Source organism: Streptomyces sp. NBC_00523, from assembly GCF_036346615.1.
Taxonomy (GTDB): domain Bacteria; phylum Actinomycetota; class Actinomycetes; order Streptomycetales; family Streptomycetaceae; genus Streptomyces.
Window position 1 is genome coordinate 1,082,374 of the sequence record NZ_CP107836.1, and the last position, 16,065, is coordinate 1,098,438.

Annotated in this window: 18 protein-coding genes; 9 read left to right on the plus strand and 9 right to left on the minus strand. The window is 73.4% G+C overall.

What is annotated here, in order from left to right:
* Window positions 1-13 precede the first annotated feature (13 nt).
* Window positions 14-937 carry a LysR family transcriptional regulator gene (locus tag OHS17_RS04805; protein WP_330311194.1) on the minus strand — a complete coding sequence of 308 codons (924 nt, stop codon included), beginning with the start codon at window positions 935-937 and terminating at the stop codon, window positions 14-16.
* A gap of 74 nt (window positions 938-1,011) precedes the next feature.
* Between OHS17_RS04805 and OHS17_RS04810 the strand changes: the two genes are divergently transcribed.
* Window positions 1,012-1,983 (plus strand): DMT family transporter, encoded by a 972-nt coding sequence (locus OHS17_RS04810; protein ID WP_330311195.1) that lies wholly within the window; start codon window positions 1,012-1,014, stop codon window positions 1,981-1,983.
* 51 nt (window positions 1,984-2,034) lie between these two features.
* Here the strand turns inward: OHS17_RS04810 and OHS17_RS04815 are convergent, their stop codons facing one another.
* The gene (locus OHS17_RS04815) at window positions 2,035-3,366 is read right to left on the minus strand and encodes an aminotransferase class I/II-fold pyridoxal phosphate-dependent enzyme (protein WP_330311196.1); all 1,332 of its coding nucleotides are present in this window, start codon (window positions 3,364-3,366) and stop codon (window positions 2,035-2,037) included.
* A gap of 35 nt (window positions 3,367-3,401) precedes the next feature.
* Between OHS17_RS04815 and OHS17_RS04820 the strand changes: the two genes are divergently transcribed.
* Window positions 3,402-4,091: a pyridoxamine 5'-phosphate oxidase family protein gene (locus OHS17_RS04820; RefSeq protein ID WP_330311197.1), complete on the plus strand. Its 690-nt coding sequence runs from the start codon at window positions 3,402-3,404 to the stop codon at window positions 4,089-4,091.
* Here the strand turns inward: OHS17_RS04820 and OHS17_RS04825 are convergent.
* The gene (locus tag OHS17_RS04825; protein WP_330311198.1) at window positions 4,088-5,068 is read right to left on the minus strand and encodes an EamA family transporter; all 981 of its coding nucleotides are present in this window, start codon (window positions 5,066-5,068) and stop codon (window positions 4,088-4,090) included. The two genes, OHS17_RS04820 and OHS17_RS04825, sit on opposite strands and share 4 nt — an antisense overlap.
* 148 nt (window positions 5,069-5,216) lie before the next feature.
* Here OHS17_RS04825 and OHS17_RS04830 point away from each other — a divergent pair, with 148 nt between their 5' ends.
* Window positions 5,217-5,405: a hypothetical protein gene (locus OHS17_RS04830; RefSeq protein ID WP_330311199.1), complete on the plus strand. Its 189-nt coding sequence runs from the start codon at window positions 5,217-5,219 to the stop codon at window positions 5,403-5,405.
* Between the two features lie 29 nt (window positions 5,406-5,434).
* Here the strand turns inward: OHS17_RS04830 and OHS17_RS04835 are convergent, their stop codons facing one another.
* Entirely contained in the window at window positions 5,435-6,049 is a 615-nt protein-coding gene (locus OHS17_RS04835; RefSeq protein WP_026171785.1) for a PadR family transcriptional regulator, read from the minus strand.
* Between the two features lie 131 nt (window positions 6,050-6,180).
* Here OHS17_RS04835 and OHS17_RS04840 point away from each other — a divergent pair, with 131 nt between their 5' ends.
* From OHS17_RS04840 to OHS17_RS04850, 3 genes are read left to right on the plus strand one after another with little or no spacing between them, the layout of a single operon-like run.
* A complete protein-coding gene (locus OHS17_RS04840) occupies window positions 6,181-6,447 on the plus strand; it encodes a hypothetical protein (protein ID WP_330311200.1) in 267 nt (88 codons plus the stop codon).
* 49 nt (window positions 6,448-6,496) lie between these two features.
* Window positions 6,497-7,297, plus strand: coding sequence for a phosphotransferase (locus OHS17_RS04845; protein WP_330311201.1), 801 nt, complete (start codon window positions 6,497-6,499; stop codon window positions 7,295-7,297).
* A 16-nt stretch (window positions 7,298-7,313) separates the two neighbouring features.
* Window positions 7,314-7,805, plus strand: coding sequence for a hypothetical protein (locus OHS17_RS04850; protein ID WP_330311202.1), 492 nt, complete (start codon window positions 7,314-7,316; stop codon window positions 7,803-7,805).
* On the opposite strand, the gene OHS17_RS04855 is transcribed toward OHS17_RS04850, so the two are convergent.
* Entirely contained in the window at window positions 7,706-8,275 is a 570-nt protein-coding gene (locus OHS17_RS04855; RefSeq protein WP_330311203.1) for a TetR family transcriptional regulator, read from the minus strand. The two genes, OHS17_RS04850 and OHS17_RS04855, sit on opposite strands and share 100 nt — an antisense overlap.
* An 84-nt stretch (window positions 8,276-8,359) precedes the next feature.
* On the opposite strand from OHS17_RS04855, the gene OHS17_RS04860 reads away from it, so the two are divergent.
* Window positions 8,360-8,785 carry a nuclear transport factor 2 family protein gene (locus OHS17_RS04860; RefSeq protein ID WP_330311204.1) on the plus strand — a complete coding sequence of 142 codons (426 nt, stop codon included), beginning with the start codon at window positions 8,360-8,362 and terminating at the stop codon, window positions 8,783-8,785.
* 12 nt (window positions 8,786-8,797) lie between these two features.
* Here the strand turns inward: OHS17_RS04860 and OHS17_RS04865 are convergent, their stop codons facing one another.
* Both OHS17_RS04865 and OHS17_RS04870 read right to left on the minus strand, forming a co-directional pair.
* Window positions 8,798-9,796 (minus strand): HEAT repeat domain-containing protein, encoded by a 999-nt coding sequence (locus OHS17_RS04865; RefSeq protein ID WP_330311205.1) that lies wholly within the window; start codon window positions 9,794-9,796, stop codon window positions 8,798-8,800.
* A 20-nt stretch (window positions 9,797-9,816) separates the two neighbouring features.
* A complete protein-coding gene (locus OHS17_RS04870) occupies window positions 9,817-10,485 on the minus strand; it encodes a HEAT repeat domain-containing protein (protein WP_330311206.1) in 669 nt (222 codons plus the stop codon).
* Between the two features lie 129 nt (window positions 10,486-10,614).
* Here OHS17_RS04870 and OHS17_RS04875 point away from each other — a divergent pair, with 129 nt between their 5' ends.
* The gene (locus OHS17_RS04875; RefSeq protein WP_330311207.1) at window positions 10,615-11,433 is read left to right on the plus strand and encodes a PhzF family phenazine biosynthesis protein; all 819 of its coding nucleotides are present in this window, start codon (window positions 10,615-10,617) and stop codon (window positions 11,431-11,433) included.
* Window positions 11,434-11,457: 24 nt separating this feature from the next.
* On the opposite strand, the gene OHS17_RS04880 is transcribed toward OHS17_RS04875, so the two are convergent.
* Window positions 11,458-12,237, minus strand: coding sequence for a CPBP family intramembrane glutamic endopeptidase (locus OHS17_RS04880; RefSeq protein ID WP_330311208.1), 780 nt, complete (start codon window positions 12,235-12,237; stop codon window positions 11,458-11,460).
* Between the two features lie 184 nt (window positions 12,238-12,421).
* Here OHS17_RS04880 and OHS17_RS04885 point away from each other — a divergent pair, with 184 nt between their 5' ends.
* On the plus strand, window positions 12,422-14,206 hold the full coding sequence (locus OHS17_RS04885; protein WP_330311209.1) for a VWA domain-containing protein: 1,785 nt from the start codon (window positions 12,422-12,424) through the stop codon (window positions 14,204-14,206).
* Window positions 14,207-14,273: 67 nt separating this feature from the next.
* Here the strand turns inward: OHS17_RS04885 and OHS17_RS04890 are convergent, their stop codons facing one another.
* Window positions 14,274-15,779 carry a glutamate-cysteine ligase family protein gene (locus OHS17_RS04890; RefSeq protein WP_018105082.1) on the minus strand — a complete coding sequence of 502 codons (1,506 nt, stop codon included), beginning with the start codon at window positions 15,777-15,779 and terminating at the stop codon, window positions 14,274-14,276.
* Window positions 15,780-16,065 lie beyond the last annotated feature (286 nt).

Genomic DNA, 16,065 nt, shown 5'->3' on the forward strand with positions numbered 1-16,065 from the left:
CGGCCGGGTGGGGTCAGCTTTCCGGCCCCATGGGGTCGTCCAGTTCCCGCCCCGCCTCGCGCAGTGCCGCGACCGCCGCGCGGACCGAGGGCCGCCGGTCCGCGTCCGTCCGCCACACCGCGTGGACATGGCGGCGCATCAGCTGGCGCACCGGCACCAGCCGCACCCCGTCGGGCACCGGCCCCCGCCCCAGCCGGGGCGCGACGCACACTCCCATCCCGGCGGCGATCAGGGCGAGTTGCGTGTGGTGCTCGCCCGCGAGGTGGGCGATGCGCGGTTCGATGCCCTTGGAGCGGAGCGTGAACATCAGCCAGTCGTAGCAGAACTCACCCTCGGGCCAGGACACCCAGTCGTCGTCCGCGAAGTCCTCCAGGTCCACTTCGGACCGGTCGGCGAGCGGATGGTCCGACGGCATGGCGATGTCCGGGGCGTCGTCCAGCAGTTCGGCCCGGGTCAGCCCACCGGGCACCGGGAGCCGCTTGTTGCTCCAGTCCAGGACCACGGCGAGATCGATGTCGCCCCGGAGCACCGCCCGGATTCCCGCCTCCGGCTCCAGTTCCAGGGTGCGCACCCGCAGTTCGGGGTGGCCGGTGCGCAGGGCGAGCAGCGTGGCGGGGAAGAGGCCGCGCGCGGCCGTGGGGAACGCGCCGAGCCGGATCTCCCCCACGACCTCGCCGCGCTGGGCCTCGATGTCGGACTGGGCCAGCTCGACCTGCGAGAGGATGCGCGCCGCGTGGTCGGCGAGCAGCCGCCCCGCGTCGGTGAGCCGCACCCCGCGCCCGTTCCTGGCGAGGAGCTGCTGGCCGACCTCGCGCTCCAGCTTCGCCATCTGCTGCGAGACGGCCGACGTCGTGACGTGCAGCCCTTCGGCGGCGCCGCTGACCGAGCCGAGCCTGGCCAGGGCGTCCAGGGTGCGCAGGCGCTCCAGGTTCAACATGTAAGCGATGCTACGCGAAGCAGCGCACAAAATCTCACTTGTGCTAAGAGGTGGAGGCGGCGATCGTTGTCACCATGAGCGCCCCGACCGCCCCGAGAGCCATCCCCGAGCCGTGCCCGACCCCGGCCGCACCGCCGCCCTCCGCCAACGCCCCCGCTCCCACCCGGCGGCCGGCCCTGGACTGGCGGCTGCGTTTCGCGGCGCTCTCGCTGATCTGGGGCTTCAGCTTCCTCCTGATCAAGGTGGGGACCGACGCGTACGCCCCGTTCCAGGTGACCCTGGGGCGGCTCCTGTCGGGCACGGCGGTCCTCGCGGTGGTCATGGTGGTGAAGCGGGAGCGGCTGCCGCGCTCGACCAGGACCTGGGGCCATCTCGCGGTGGCGGCGTTCTTCCTCAACGCCCTGCCGTTCTCCCTGTTCGCGTACGCCGAGCTGTCCATCCCGTCCACGCTGGCGGGCATCTGCAACGCGACCTCGCCGCTCTGGGGCATGGCGCTGTCCCTCGTCGCCCTCTCGGAGGACCGGCCGACCCGCCGCCGCGTCGCCGGTCTCGGCCTCGGCTTCCTCGGCGTGCTGACGGTGCTCGGTGCCTGGCAGGGCTTCTCCGGGCTGGACTTCAGCGGCACGGCGATGGCGCTCCTGGCCTCGCTGAGCTACCCGGTCGGCTGGATCTACGTGCGCCGGACGCTGGCCGGCAGCGGCGCGTCGACCCTCGCGCTCACCGGCAGCCAGCTCTTCCTGGGCACCGTGCAACTCGCGGTCGTCACCCCGCTGTTCACCACCATTCCGGGCGGCTTCCCCATCGTGCCCACCCTGGCCGTCGTCGCGCTCGGGGCGCTTGGCACGGGCCTTGCGGTGCTGCTCCAGTACGGCCTGGTCAACGAGGTCGGGCCGACGACCGCGCAGATGGTCACCTATTTCATCCCGGTCATCGCCACGGCGGCCGGAGTGGCCGTCCTCGGCGAGCGGCTCAGCTGGAACACCCCGGTCGGCGCGCTCATCGTCCTGGCCGGGGCCGCGCTCACCCAGAGCAGACGACGCGCCTGAGGGGCCGGGGCTCACCCGTAACGCCGGTGCCTCATCCGTGTCGTCATGACCTCACCCGTAGCTCAGCGGCCTTGCCGGGCCCGCCGCCTGCGCCACCGCGTCGGCCAGCGGCCCGAGGTCCGCGTCGGTGAGCGGGGAGACGGTGATCCGGACGGCCTGGGGTGCGGCGATACGGAACCGGGCCCCGGGCGCCACCGCCCAGCCCGCCTGCAACAGCCGGGCCACCGCCCCCGTCTCGTCGCTCACCGGCACCCACACGTTCATCCCGCTGCGGCCGTACGCCTCCACACCGCGCTCCGCCAGGGCCAGGACGAGGGCGTCCCGGCGGCGGGCGTAGGAGCGGGCCACCTCGCGCGCGTCCACGGCGCCGGTGCTCCACAGGTGCACCACGGCCCGTTGCAGCAGGCGGCTGACCCAGCCGGGCCCGAGCCGCTGGCGGCCGGCCACCCGGTCGACGGTGACCGCGTCCCCGGTCAGCACCGCGACCCGCAGGTCCGGCCCGTACGCCTTGGCGACCGAACGGACGAACGCCCACCGGCCCGTGGACCCGGCCAGCGGGTACAGCGGCTGGTCCACGATGGCGTGGCCGTGGTCGTCCTCGATGAGCAGGACGTCCGGATGCCGGGCGAGGACCGCCCGCAGCCGCCCCGCCCGGTCCTCGGAGACCGTGGCCCCGGTCGGGTTCTGCGCCCGGTCCGTGATCACGACCGCCCGCGCGCCCGCCCGGAGCGCGGCTTCGAGCGCGTCCGGCAACGGCCCGTCGTCGTCCAGCGCCATCGGTTCGGGCCGCATGCCGAGTGCGGGCACCAGGTCCAGGAGTCCGCCCCAGCCGGGGTCCTCGACCGCGACCCGGTCGCCGGGCCTGAGGTGGGCGGAGAGCACCCGCTCGATCGCGTCCAGCGAGCCGGAGGCGGCGGCCACCGGCCCGTCCGGCACCCCGTCCGCGTCCATCGCGGCGCGCGCGAGCGCGGCGAACTCCGGGTCCACGGCCGCCTCTCCGTACAGCCCGGGCTCGCGGTCGTACGCCCCGGCGACCGACGCGAACGCCTCGCCCAGACTCGGCAGCAGCGCCGGATCGGGGCTGCCGTCGCCCAGATCCCGCACCCCGGGCGGTGCCTCGACCCGCATCGAACCGCGCGCGGTGCTCGCGGGGCGCGGCCTGATCCGGCTGCCCCGGCGCCCGGCGGTCTCGATCACCCCGCGCTCGCGCAGGGTGCGGTAGGCCGCCGCGACGGTGTTCGGATTCACCTCCAGCCGCGCCGCCAGCTCCCGCATGGGGGGCAGCACATGCCCGGGCGGCAGCTCGCCCGAGGCCACTCCGCGCTCGACGCTGGCGGCAATGTCCTGTGCGCGCCGTCCACTGATCCGATACTCTCCTAGCACAAACCACAGTATGCACTAGTGCAATGGAGTACGCAATGCCGGAGACCGCTTCCCAGCAGACCATGTCCCCGGACGCCTCATCCGGCTACGAGCCGACGGACCGCACCGTGCCCACCCGGTCGCGGGAGCGCGCCGCCTACGACCGGGAGACGGTCCACTCGATACTCGACGCCGCCTACCTCTGCCATTTCGGCTTCGTCCGCGACGGCGCGCCTGTCGTGCTGCCGACGCTCTTCGGCCGGGTGGGCGAGCGGCTGTACGTGCACGGCTCGACCGGTTCGCGGCCGCTGCGGGCGGCCGGGGGCGGCGACGAGGGGCTGCCCGTGTGTCTGACGGTGACCCATGTCGACGGCCTGGTGCTGGCCCGTTCGGCCTTCCACCACTCGCTCAACTACCGGTCGGTGGTCGTGCACGGCACCGCGCACACCGTGACCGACCCGGAGGAGCGGCGCGTCGCCCTGGACGCGATCGTGGACCAGGTGGTGCCGGGGCGCTCGAAGGACTCGCGGCCCGCCGACGCCAAGGAGCTGGCCGCCACCGCCGTCGTCCGGCTGGATCTGCGGGAGGTCTCCGCCAAGATCCGCACGGGCGGCCCGAACGACGACCCCCGGGACCTCGGCCTGCCGTACTGGTCCGGTGTCGTCCCCGTCGCCCCGGCCTACGGCACCCCGGTCCCGGCGGACGACCTGGACCCGTCGATCGGCGTACCGGCGTACCTGCCCTAGCGGCGGGCGTCGGCGCGATCCACGGCGACCGGCGCTCCCGCCGCCGCCCCCGAGGCCACCGGTCCGGAGGGCGGCCGGGGCGTGGAGGACTGCGCGATGAGGGCGCCGGCCAGGACGAGCGCGCCGCCGATGAGCTGGGGCGCGGCCAGGTGCTCGCCGAGGAGGACCCAGGCGAGGACGGTCGCGATGACCGCTTCGAGGCAGGCGACGACGCCCGCGACGGCCGGTGAGAGCAGGCGTACGGAGATCACCCCGGTGACGTACGCGATGACGGTGGCCAGCAGCACGATCCAGACGAGCAGCAGCCAGGCCGGCACCGCGGCGCCGTCCATGACCGTGTCGCCGCCGAGCACCGACCAGTCCATGCCCCAGGGGCGGGCGATCGCGGTGAGCACGAGGGCGCCGATCAGCAGTCCGTACGCGATGACGCCGACCGGGTGCGGGGGTTCGGCGCCGCCGCCCTGGTCGGAGAGGACGAAGTAGCCGACCTGGCAGCAGGCCGCGCCGAGCGCGAGGGCCAGCCCGATCACGTCGAAGCTCAGCCCGGCCCAGACCTCGACCACGCAGGCGAGTCCGCCGGCCGCGAGGACGACCCCGAGAGCCGCCGCCCGCGTGACCGGGCGCCGCTGCACGAAGCGCACCCAGCCGAGGACGAGCGCGGGCGCGAGGTATTCCACCAGGAGCGCGACGCCCACCGGGATACGGGAGATGGCGGCGAAGTAGCAGGCCTGCACGCCCGCGACGGCGAGCAGCCCGAAGCCGAGCAGGAGCACGGGGCGGTTGCGCACGAGCGCGCGGTGGCGCCAGGCCACCGGCAGCATGACGAGCGCGGCGCCCGCCACCCGTAGCCAGACGACGTGGAGCGGGTCGAGCCCCGCCTCGATCAGCGGCTTGGCCGCCACTCCGGAACCACCGAATGCGAAGGCCGAGGCAAGGGCGAGTCCCAGGCCGGCGCTTCTCCCCTGAGACGCGTGCATCGGCACATCATGACAGCTGCGGTCAGGACCGTCACCCCGGTGACACCTGACTCGTACAGCGCTCGGCGGGAGGGGCAACCGACGCCCCGTTCACACACGTCCCACAGGGCGGAGTGGTTGTTCGCGGCGCGGCGGGAGGGGGACCGGGGTGAGCTGGCTGGTGTCCCTGCCGGCGCTCGACGGGCGCGAGTACGTCTACCGGGTCCACGCGCCCCTGGACGCCCTGCCGGCGGATCTGTTCTGGTGCGCGTTCCACTGCCACGACGACGGACCGCACCCCCGCGCGTCCGACCGCTTCGACGCGGCGCGGATCTGGCCCCTCACCGCGGACACGTGAACGGCGAGGAGCCCGGCCCACGGCGGGGCTCAGTGCTCGTCGGCGAGAATGAGGTACAGCTTCTTGCGGGCCTCGTTGATGACGGCGACCGCCTTGTCGCGCTGGTCGGACGAGCCGGTCTTCCAGACCTGCCCGAACGCCTCCATCAGACCGAACCCGGCCTGCCGGACCTCGTTCATGCTCTCCCAGTCGACTCCGCGCCCGGCCTCTTCCCAGGGCGCCTCGGGACCGGTCTCGGCCTCGGTGCGGCCGGTGTCGGTGAGCGTGAAAAGCTTCTTGCCGCCCTCGCTCGCGCTGGTGATCAGCCCCTCGTCCTCCAGCAGCTGAAGGGTCGGGTACACCGAGCCGGGGCTGGGCCGCCAGGCCCCGCCGCTGCGCTCGCCGATCTCCTGGATCATCTCGTACCCGTGCATCGGCCGGTCCTTGAGCAGCGCCAGGATCGAAGCGCGCACGTCACCGCGCCGCGCCCTCCCCCGACCGCCGCCCCGGCCGCGTCCGCCACCGAACGGCCCCCCGCCGAACGGCGGCCCGAACGGCCCGAACGCCGCCCGCTGCCCCTCGAAACCACCACGTCGCCCCTCGGGGCCGTACGGGCCACGCCCGTGACCATGTGCATGTCCATGCTCGAATCCATGTGAACGCATGACGTACTCCTCTGCTTACGTTGATCTTTCGGTTATCGCTGTACTGTCGCGATGCCTCAACGATATATCGGAACCGATCGCATGACAACCCCTGCCCGGAGCGGCCGGGCGAGCGTCCGTATCATCCCGACGTGACCTCGCCTCTCCTGTCGCTTCCGCTCCGCAAGCTCGCCGCCTTCGGCACCGTCGCCGGCCTGTGCCTCTTCGCCTGGTGGGCCGTACAGCCCGCCGGCGGCAGCTGCCCCGACAAGGGTCTGACCCTGTCCTCCGGCACCGACGAGGGGCTGACCCTGTCCTCCGACCCGTACGGATCCACCTACGACCCGGACCACGACCCGGACTACGACCCGTGCGCGCAGGCCCGACACCCGCGCCTGTACGGCTGGTTCGGCCTGTAGACGGCCGCTCCGGTTCGGGCGACCTGAGCGCCGGCGATAGCGTGACCCCATGACGGACGGGGAAGAGCCGCTGCTCGGCGGTATGGCGAATGCGGGGGCCGTCTTCCGCCGAGGTGAGCTGGTGGAGCGGCCCGCACCACGCCACGCGCGCGAACTCCACGCGCATCTCCGGGTGCTGAAGGAGCACGGCTTCGACGCGGCGCCGACCCCTGTGGACCTCACCGCGGACGGCCGTGAGCGGCTGACGTTCATCCCCGGCGACGTGGCGCTGCCGCCGTTCCCGGACTGGGCGATGACGCCTTCCGCCCTCGCGTCGGTGGGGCGCCTGCTGCGGCGGCTGCACGAGGCGGGTGCGGCCGTCCCGGCCGATACCCGCGCCGCGTGGCCCACGGACCTCGCCGACCCGGAGGGCGGGACGCTCGTATGCCACAACGACATGTGCCCGGACAACGTCGTCTTCCGCGACGGTCGCGCCGCGGCCCTGATCGACTTCGACCTGGCGGCCCCGGGCCGCGCCCTCTGGGACGTCGCCATGACGGCCCGCTACTGGGCGCCCATGCTCGATCCCGAATCCGCGGCCGCGCTCTACCCCGCCGGTCTGGACCCGGTCGCACGGCTGCGGATCCTCGCCGACGGTTACGGACTCCCGGCGGGGGAACGCGCCGGACTGCCCGGCGTCATCGAGCAGGCCACGGAGGTCTGCCGCGCCTTCGTCGCGCGCCGCGTGGCCGACGGAGACCCCGTCTACGTCCGGGCGTTGGCCGAGCGCGGTGGATGGGAACGCTGGGACCGCGTACAGACCTGGCTGGTGGACCACCGCCGGACGTTCACAGCCGCCCTGCTGGACTGAGCCGTACGCTCGCCCCATGCCCCGCAACGCGAAGAAGGCCCGGCGGCTGGTCGCCGACGGGCACACGTATCGGTGGACGCTGCGCCACCGGCACGACGACGGCGGGCCCTGCCGCCAGATCCTCACGCTCCACCGCGAGCCGGGCGGACCCCTCCGCATCGTCTTCACCGAGGGCCCGGACCGTTATGTCCCGGGCGGCGCTCTCCTGGGCTCCGGAGACGTGGGCCACGTCGGGGGCGCCTCCCTCAACCTGCACGAACCGGGTGCCGTCCGCGCGCTGCTCGATGCGGCGAAGGCCCAGGGATGGCAGCCGTCGGACGGGCGCCAAACGGAGCTGGACGGCTGGACCCTGCTGGACGCGGCCGCCGCCCTGCGGGAGCAGAACGCCGGCAGAGCACCGCATCACGTTCACGGCGCGGGCTCGGCCAGCGCGTTGAGCGCGGGCCTGAGCAACGCGGCAATTCGTTCGGGCGACGCCTCGCGCAACACGGGCAGCCCCAGGAGCTGATGACCGATGGTCACCCCGAGCAGGGTGGTGACCGCCAGGGCGGCGCGGAGGTCCCGATCGTCGGTCGCCGGGACGGCGGCACCCGCGTCCGCGATCTGACCGCCGAGCGCGGTCCGTACATGATCGGCGGCCGCCGGATCGGTGAGCATGGACCGCAGCACCGCGAGCGTCCCCTCGGGCAGACCGCCCAGCTTCAGGCCCAGCGTGGCCAGCATCCGGTCGGCGAACGCGTCACCGTCCGCGTCCTCCGGAGGCGGCGCGGTGAACGTCTGCACCGCCCGGCCGAACAGCTCCCGCTTCGAGCCGAAGTACTGCATGACCAGGGCCGGGTCCACGCCGGCCGCGCCCGCCACCGCGCGGATGGTCGTCCGGTCGAACCCCTTGGCGGCGAACTCCTCCCGGGCGCTTTCCAGGATGCGCGCCTCCGTGGCGCGGCGGCGGTCGGCGCGGGTCTCCCGGGGCGTGGTCACGCCGCGACTCTACAGCCGTTGACCGAACCCCTCGCCCCGCCCTACGGTCACACTCAACAAGCGTTGAGCGAATGGAGCCGTGCCGTGCCGCAACCGGAAACCTCCCGTGCCCGTAGCCCCCACGAGGCCCTGGCCGCCTATCACCGGGCCATGCTCGACAAGTCCGCGGACGATCTCGCGGACCTGTACGCGGCCGACGCGGTGCACGAGTTCCCCTTCACCGCTCCCGGCTTTCCCCCGCGCTACGAGGGCCGCGAGGCCGTGCGCACCGGCTACCGGGCGGTCTGGGGCGCGAGCCCCGTACGGATCGACGAGGTCAGGACGGTGTCCGCGTACGGAACGGACGACCCGGAGGTGATCGTCGCCGAACACGTGGTGGCGGGGACGCTCCCGGCCACGGGCGCCGCGTTCACCGTCCCCGGCCTGCTCGTGCTCCGGGTCCGCGACGGCCTGATCACCCATGTCCGCGACTACATGGACACCGCGGCCCTCGCCGCCGCCAGGGGCTGAGGCCGGCCGGGCTCACCCCTCGCGCAGCCCCAGCAGATACACCGCCGTCACCGCCACTCCCCGGTCCCCGTCCTCCGCCAGCTCCCCGAGCGCCCGCGTCGCCGTCGGGCCCGGGATGTCCGCCAGCGCCTGGGTGAGGCGGCGGCGGGCGGGCGCGTCGAGGGCCGGGTCGGCGAGGCGGCCGACGAGCGCGGAGGCGATCCGCTCGGCCGTCTCCGCATCAGCGGCCAGCACACCGAGCGCGTCGGCCGCGTCCACGTCCCGCACCGCCTCCGCGACCATGCCGATGAGCGTCGGCACCGCATCGGCCACCCCGCGCGCACCCAGCGCGGGCGCGGCGTACCGGCGCACCGCGACATCGGGGTGCCCGAGGGCGTCCCGCAGCAGCGCGCTCGCGGCCTCGCCCGGGATCCCGGCGACCGCGCGGACCGCACGGGCGCGCACCGCCGCGTCGGGCGAGTCCAGGCCCTCCGCCAGCAGGGTGAGCCCGCCGCCGGACCGTGCCAGGGCCCACCGCAGCGCACCGGCCACGCTCGCATCCGGCTCGCTCAGCACCGCCTCGACCAGGGCCTCCACCGGCACGGGCGCCCCGCCCGCCGAGGACAGCGCCGCCCGCTGCCGGGTGCCCGGGCTGGCGGAGCCCAGGGCCTGAAGAAGGGCGACGGTACGCAGGACGCCCTCCCAGTCCCCCGGCTCGGCGGCACCGATCCGGCTCAGCCGGTTCAGCAGCTCCGTCTCGCTCGCGATCCGTTCCCGGGTCCGCCGGACGAGGTCGTCCACGAGACCGGCCGGGCTGAAGCCGGGATCGTCCAGGGCGCGCCCCACCTCGCGCAGCGAGAGGCCGAGGGACCGCAGGCTCTCGATGTGGAAGATGCGCCGGACGTCCTCGCCGGAGTACTCCCGGTACCCGACGTCGTTGCGCCCCGTCGGCCGCACCAGCCCCAGCGACTCGTAGTGCCGCAGCATGCGCGCACTGACCCCGGACCGCCGCGCCACCTCACCGATCAACACGTAGGGCCTTTCGTTTTGGATCAGGCTGGATCACCGTACGGCCCGAGGGCCACCCTCCGCTTCGCCTCCTCGATCGCGAAGTCGAACCCGGCGTCCGGGTCGCGCCGCAGCTCCTCGGTGGCGAGCGCGTGCTCGCGGATCCGGGTTTCGGGGTGCGCGGCGGCGTCGTGCAGCACCGCACCGGCCGCCGCACCGAGCGCGATCAGCGCCCGGCTGAGGCTCAGCCGCGTCTCGCGGGCCCCGCGCCCGAGCTGCCCGGCCAGCACCGCGGCGAGCGCGGGCGCCTCGTCCTCGGGCACGAGGACGACCGCGGTCCGCCAGGCGGTGCGCGCCACCTCCTCGTCAGGGTCGGTGAGCAGGGCCCGGGTGAGCGCCGGCCAGGCCCGCCGGTCCCCGGTCTTGGACAGCGTGTGCAGGGCCTGGCTGCGGGCCCGCGGGCGCTCCGAGCGGAGCTCGCCGACGAGCCTGGGCACCGTCAGGTCCTGCGGGTGCCGGGTGAGCGCCCAGGTCAGCATCTCCCGTACGGAGAAGTCCGGCTCGGCCGCGCACCGCTCCACGAGCCGGTCCACCAGCCGCGCGTCCGGCGCCGATCCGACCGCCAGCGCGGTCCGCAGCCGCACCGACGCGTCCGCGTGTTCCAGCCCGCGCAGCGCGCGCGTGAGGGCCGTGTCCTCATTCGCCGTGGTCATCGGAACCACCTCCTCGCGGCCGAGTGAAGCGGTTGTCACCGTGACAAGGTCAAGCCCGGCGCGATTTCGGGGCCACCGGTCCGCGATTGGCCTTGGTTCCGCGCCGGGACGGAGACCTACGGTCGGCGCATGAGGATTCGCACCGTAGACGCGTTCACCGACCGTCCCTTCTCCGGCAACCCCGCAGGGGTCCTGCTGTTCGGTCCCGAGGGCTTCCCCGAGGACCCCTTCCTCCAGCGGGTCGCCGCCGAGCTGAACCTCTCCGAGACCGCGTTCGCCCACCCGCTGCCGCCGGGCGGCGACGCCGACTGGGCGCTGCGGTGGTTCACCCCGGTCACCGAGGTGGACATGTGTGGCCACGCCACCCTCGCCACGGCCCACGTCCTGCACACCACGGGCGCCGCCACCGGCACGGTCCGCTTCGCCGCCCGGTGCGGCACGCTGACGTCTGCCGCGCACCCGGACGGTTCGCTCACGCTCGACTTCCCGACCGCCCCGCTGACCCCCGAGCCCGCGCCGGACGGCCTCGCGGAAGCCCTGGGGGCGGAGCCGCTGTCCGTGCACGACACGGGTGCGCAGGTCGGGGACCTGCTGGTGGAACTGAAGGACGAGGCGGCCGTACGGGCGCTGGCCCCGGACTTCGCGGCGCTGGCCGCCCTCTCGCGGCGCGGCGTCATCGCCACGGCCGCCGCTGCGCCGCTGGGTGCGTACGACTACGTCTCGCGCGGCTTCTTCCCGGCCGTGGGCATCGACGAGGACCCGGTGACCGGCAGCGCGCACACCGCCCTGGCCCCCTTCTGGTCGGCCCGGCTCGGCCGCGACGAGCTGACCGGCCTCCAGGCCTCCGCGCGCTCGGGCCTCGTACGGACGTCGCTGCGCGGCGCGCGCACCCTGCTGACGGGCCACGCGGTCACGGTGCTGGACGGCGAACTGCTCGTCGGCCCGTAGGGCGTGTCCGCAAAGTCCCGGAGCTCACGGGGTGGGCAGCCAGCCCACCTTCCCGGCGAGCAGCGCGTAACCGACGAACGCGCCGATGTCCAGGAGGGCGTGCGCCGCGACGAGCGGGCCCACCCGCTGCCAGCGCCGGTAGAGCAGCACGAAGACGACGCCCATCACCATGTTGCCGACGAAGCCGCCGATGCCCTGGTAGAGGTGGTACGAACCGCGCAGCACCGAGCTCGCCACGAGGGCCGCCATCGGCGTCCAGCCCAGCTGCCCCAGCCTGCGCAGCAGATAGCCGACGACGATCACCTCCTCCAGTACGGCGTTCTGGAGGGCCGACAGGATGAGCACGGGGAACTTCCACCACACGTCGGGCAGCGACTCGGGCACGACGGTGAGGTTGAAGCCGGCGGCCCTGGCCACGAGGTAGAAGGCCAGCCCGGCGCTGCCGATGCCCGCCGCGACGACCGCGCCCCGTGCCACGTCCTGGCGCGGCCGGGTGCGGTCGAAGCCGAGGACCCGCAGCCCGGTCCCTTCCCGGATGAGCAGATGCGCGACAAGCGCGACGGGCACCAGCGCGGTCGTGATGCCGAAGAGCTGCCAGGCGAGATCCAGCCAAGGGCGGCCCGGGGCGGCCGAGCTGTTGAGGGTCGCCGCCTGATCCTTCAAACCCCCTGGTTTCGTCAGCGATCCGACAAAGCTGATAAGGGCGGACACGCCACTCGCCCCCAGCGAGAGCGCCAGAACCAGCACCGTCTCGGACCGGAGAATCCGTTGTGACACGGCCTCCTGGGGATAAGAATCAGCCACGCGCCCCGCCTCCACCTGTACACCTGCCCTCAGTTGTGCATTCGCGTCCCACGTCCCTCGCCGCCCCGCTAGGGTCTCGAATGCAGGTACGAAGATCATGCGCGACTGGCCGGGGGACGAGCGCCATTGCCGATGGTGTGGTCCCCCTTTTCCTTGTACATCCTCAAGGAGGGGCACCACCGACATGGGACGTCACAGCTTGCCCGATGACCGCGCGGCGGCCGGAGGCGGGGACCGTCCACCGCGCCGCCGCCGGACCGTGGCCATCGCCACCGTGCTCGTCCTCGCCGTGGCGGGAGGAGCGGCGGTCGCGGCCCAGGGCGGCCTGCTCCCGTTCTCGAAGTCGTGCGAGGAGAGCGCGGTCCACCTGTCGATGGTGGCCTCCCCGGACATCGCCCCCGCCGTACGTGCCATCGCCGACCGGGCACGTACGGACGAGGTGCGCTCCGACGGGCGCTGCGTCGACGTGAACGTGGTGGCCCGAGACTCGTACAAGGTGGCGGACGCGCTCGCGAGCGGAACCCGCCCCGACTACCAGATATGGCTGCCCGACTCGGACCTGTGGCTGACCAGGGCCAAGGGCGCCGGGGACGGCACCCCCATCACCCCGGGCGGCTCCGTCGCCACCTCACCGGTCACCCTCGCCACGGTCCCCGCGGCCGCCGAGCACCTCGGCTGGCCGAAGAAGACGTACACCTGGGCCGAGTTGACGGGCGCGGCCATGGAGTCCGACCGGGTACGCCTCGGCTCCGCCGACCCCGCGCGCTCGGCGACCGGTCTGCTGGCCCTCAACAGCATCGGCACCTCCGCCGGAAAGCAGGGCGGCGACAGCGACACCCGGGTCGCGGCCACCGCGAAGCTGCTCGCCCAGCGGATGTCCGACGGGGACACCCAGGTCGTGGCGACCCTGCCGCAGGACGGCTCGGGCGCCGAGGAGGGCAACCCGGCGCGCAACCAGGCGGTGCTCCTCTCCGAACAGGCCGCCTTCGCCCACAACGCCGAGTCGGCGGCCGACGGCAAGCTGGACCTGTTCTATCCCGAGGACGGCACCCCGCTGCTCAACTACCCGCTCACGATGGTGGACGAGCGCCGCCAGTCCACGGACGAGAGCCGGGCCGCGCTGCGGTTCATGATCCTGCTCTCCGAGGAGAGCTCCCTGACCACCCTCCGGGAGCACGGCTTCCGGACCACCTACGGCGCGGCGGACGACAAGCTGGTCGCGGCGGCGGGCGGCCGGTCGCCCCAGCCGTACGACGCGACGCAGCCGCCCGCCCCGACGGACGAGGCGCTCCAGGAGACGCTCGGCATGTGGACGATCACCGTGCAGAGCGCGCGGCTCACCACCGTCGTAGACGCCTCCGGCTCCATGGCCGCGACGGTGCCGGGCCGCAACCAGTCCCGGATGGACGTCACCAAGGCCTCGCTGATCCAGGCGCTCAACCAGTTCACCCCGAACGACGAGATCGGGCTCTGGGAGTTCGCGACCACGCTCGACGGGGACAAGGACTACCGCCAGCTGGTGAAGACGGCCCGGCTCGGCGACCCCGCGAAGGGCAGCGGCACCCACCGGGAGAAGCTGGCCGCCGCGTTCGCCGCGCTGCGCCCGGTGCCGGACGGCGCGACCGGGCTGTACGACACCGCCCTGGCCGCGTACAAGGAGGCGCAGCGCACCTATGTGAAGGGCAAGTTCAACGCGGTGGTGATCCTCACGGACGGGTCGAACCAGGACGAGCGGTCCATCTCGCGCTCCGCCCTCGTGGACGAGCTGAAGTCCATCGCCGACCCGACGCGCCCGGTCCCGCTGCTGGCCATCGCCGTCGGGCCCGAGGCGGACCGCGAGGAGCTGGACGAGATCGCCAAGGTCACCGGGGGCGGCGGCTACCAGGTGAGCGACCCGGCCGAGATCCAGGCGGTGATCCTCCAGGCGGTGATGACGGCGGGCCAGGGCGCCCGCGCGGCCGGCGAGTAGAGGGCCGGCGCCGGTCGCCGGTGAGCAGGGGCCGGGGGCCGGTCCGCAGCACGGACCGGCCCCGCCCTCACGGTGCCGGGATGCCCGCCGGCCAGGTGTGCACGGGGTCGCCGCCCTGCATCAGCTCGCCGTAGCGCCGGGTCATCGCGGCGAGCGCGGCGCCCCGGTCGAGGCCCGCCTCGCGCGCCCGGTGGTAGGTGTCCGCCTGCCAGGACGCGCCGTTCGTCCGCCGCTTGCAGCGCTCCTCGATGATCCCGAGGTAGTGCTCCCGGTCCGCCGGCTCGATGTTCCAGCCGTCGAGCCCGGCGGCGGCGAGCGGCAGCAGCTCGTCGCGCACCAGCTTGGTCACGGGCACCCGGGTCAGCCCGCCGGAGCGGCCGGGTCGGGGCCACAGCAGCTCGGCCTCGATGCCGTGGCGGCACGCGGTCTCGAAGTTCTCCGCGGCGGCGGAGAACGGCATCCGGGTCCACACCGGACGCGACTCCTCCGCCAGCGCCCGGACCAGGCCGTAATACAGCGCGGTGTTGGCGATGACGTCGGCGACGGTCGGGCCCGCGGGCAGCACCCGGTTCTCCACGCGCAGGTGCGGGACGCCGTCGGCGATCCCGTACACCGGGCGGTTCCAGCGGTAGACCGTGCCGTTGTGGAGGACCAGCTCCTTCAGCTGGGGCACCCCGCCGTCGGCGAGGACGCGCAGGGGCTCCTCCTCGTCGCAGATGGGCAGGAGCGGCGGGAAGTACCGCAGGTTCTCCTCGAAGAGCTCCTCGACCGACCCGATCCACTTCTCCCCGAACCAGGTCCTGGGCCGCACGCCCTGGTTGCGCAATTCGGGCGGCCGGGTGTCCGTGGCCTGCTCGAACAGCGGCGGCCGCGACTCCCGCCACACCTCGCGGCCGAAGAGGAACGGCGAGTTGGCTCCCAGGGCGACCTGGACGGCGGCGACGGCCTGCGCCGCGTTCCACACGTCGGCAAAGCGTTCCGGAGTGACCTGGAGATGCAGTTGCAGCGAGGTGCAGGCCGCCTCCGGGGTGATCGATCCGGCGGTGGCGACCAGCCGCTCGACGCCTTCGATATCGAGCGAGAAACTCTCGCCGCGCGCCGCCAGCATTTGATCGTTCAGGAGGGCGTAGCGGTCGACGTCGGAGAGATTGGACCGGACCATGTCGTCACGGCCGAGCGTCGGCAGGATTCCGATCATCATGATCCCGGCATCGACTTCACCGGCCTTCCGGTCGGCATATCCGAGCCCGGTCCGCAGCTCTTCTGCCAACTGATCCAGAACACGCCCCGACAGATGATGGGGGACTATGTTCACCTCAAGATTGAACATCCCCAGTTCCGTCTGGAAATCGTGACTCGCGATGCGCTCCAGTACCTGCCCATTCAACATCTTCGGCATGGCGTCGGCGCCCGTGAGATTCAGTTCGATCTCCATGCCCATGAGGTTGCGCGGCCGGTCGAACCGCCGCTCGGCCAGGAGCCCGGACAGCGCCTCCACGCACTGGTGCAGCTTCCTCCGATACCTCTGCCGGTCGGACAGGTCAAAGTCGCCCGCGACGACCTTCTCCCCCATCGAAGGGTCCTCCTCACGTGGCCGGCACGCGGCCCGCGCCGCCCGCATCACGATCGATAATGCCCGCAGGACGTGATCCGTAACGCCCCGCGGACGGCGCACACACGCTAATCTGAGCGCCGGGGCCCCGGGCACATTCACTCGGCATGACGCACCGGGTCGTTTCCCCGTACGGCGGGCCCGTAAAGCGCCGATGGGTTTCGGCCGACCGCGGCGCGGGAAAAACCCGAGGCGGCGGCTGCGCCGCTCGCGCCGAATCAGCATGATCTCCGCATAATAAAGTCCG

Excerpts from the sequence above, each read along its gene's own strand:
- OHS17_RS04805 (WP_330311194.1), bottom strand. The coding sequence starts at position 937 with ATGTTGAACCTGGAGCGCCTGCGCACCCTGGACGCCCTGGCCAGGCTC.
- OHS17_RS04810 (WP_330311195.1), top strand. The coding sequence starts at position 1,012 with ATGAGCGCCCCGACCGCCCCGAGAGCCATCCCCGAGCCGTGCCCGACC.
- OHS17_RS04820 (WP_330311197.1), top strand. The coding sequence starts at position 3,402 with ATGCCGGAGACCGCTTCCCAGCAGACCATGTCCCCGGACGCCTCATCC.
- OHS17_RS04825 (WP_330311198.1), bottom strand. The coding sequence starts at position 5,068 with ATGCACGCGTCTCAGGGGAGAAGCGCCGGCCTGGGACTCGCCCTTGCC.
- OHS17_RS04835 (WP_026171785.1), bottom strand. The coding sequence starts at position 6,049 with ATGCGTTCACATGGATTCGAGCATGGACATGCACATGGTCACGGGCGT.
- OHS17_RS04845 (WP_330311201.1), top strand. The coding sequence starts at position 6,497 with ATGACGGACGGGGAAGAGCCGCTGCTCGGCGGTATGGCGAATGCGGGG.
- OHS17_RS04850 (WP_330311202.1), top strand. The coding sequence starts at position 7,314 with ATGCCCCGCAACGCGAAGAAGGCCCGGCGGCTGGTCGCCGACGGGCAC.
- OHS17_RS04870 (WP_330311206.1), bottom strand. The coding sequence starts at position 10,485 with ATGACCACGGCGAATGAGGACACGGCCCTCACGCGCGCGCTGCGCGGG.
- OHS17_RS04875 (WP_330311207.1), top strand. The coding sequence starts at position 10,615 with ATGAGGATTCGCACCGTAGACGCGTTCACCGACCGTCCCTTCTCCGGC.
- OHS17_RS04885 (WP_330311209.1), top strand. The coding sequence starts at position 12,422 with ATGGGACGTCACAGCTTGCCCGATGACCGCGCGGCGGCCGGAGGCGGG.
- OHS17_RS04890 (WP_018105082.1), bottom strand. The coding sequence starts at position 15,779 with ATGGGGGAGAAGGTCGTCGCGGGCGACTTTGACCTGTCCGACCGGCAG.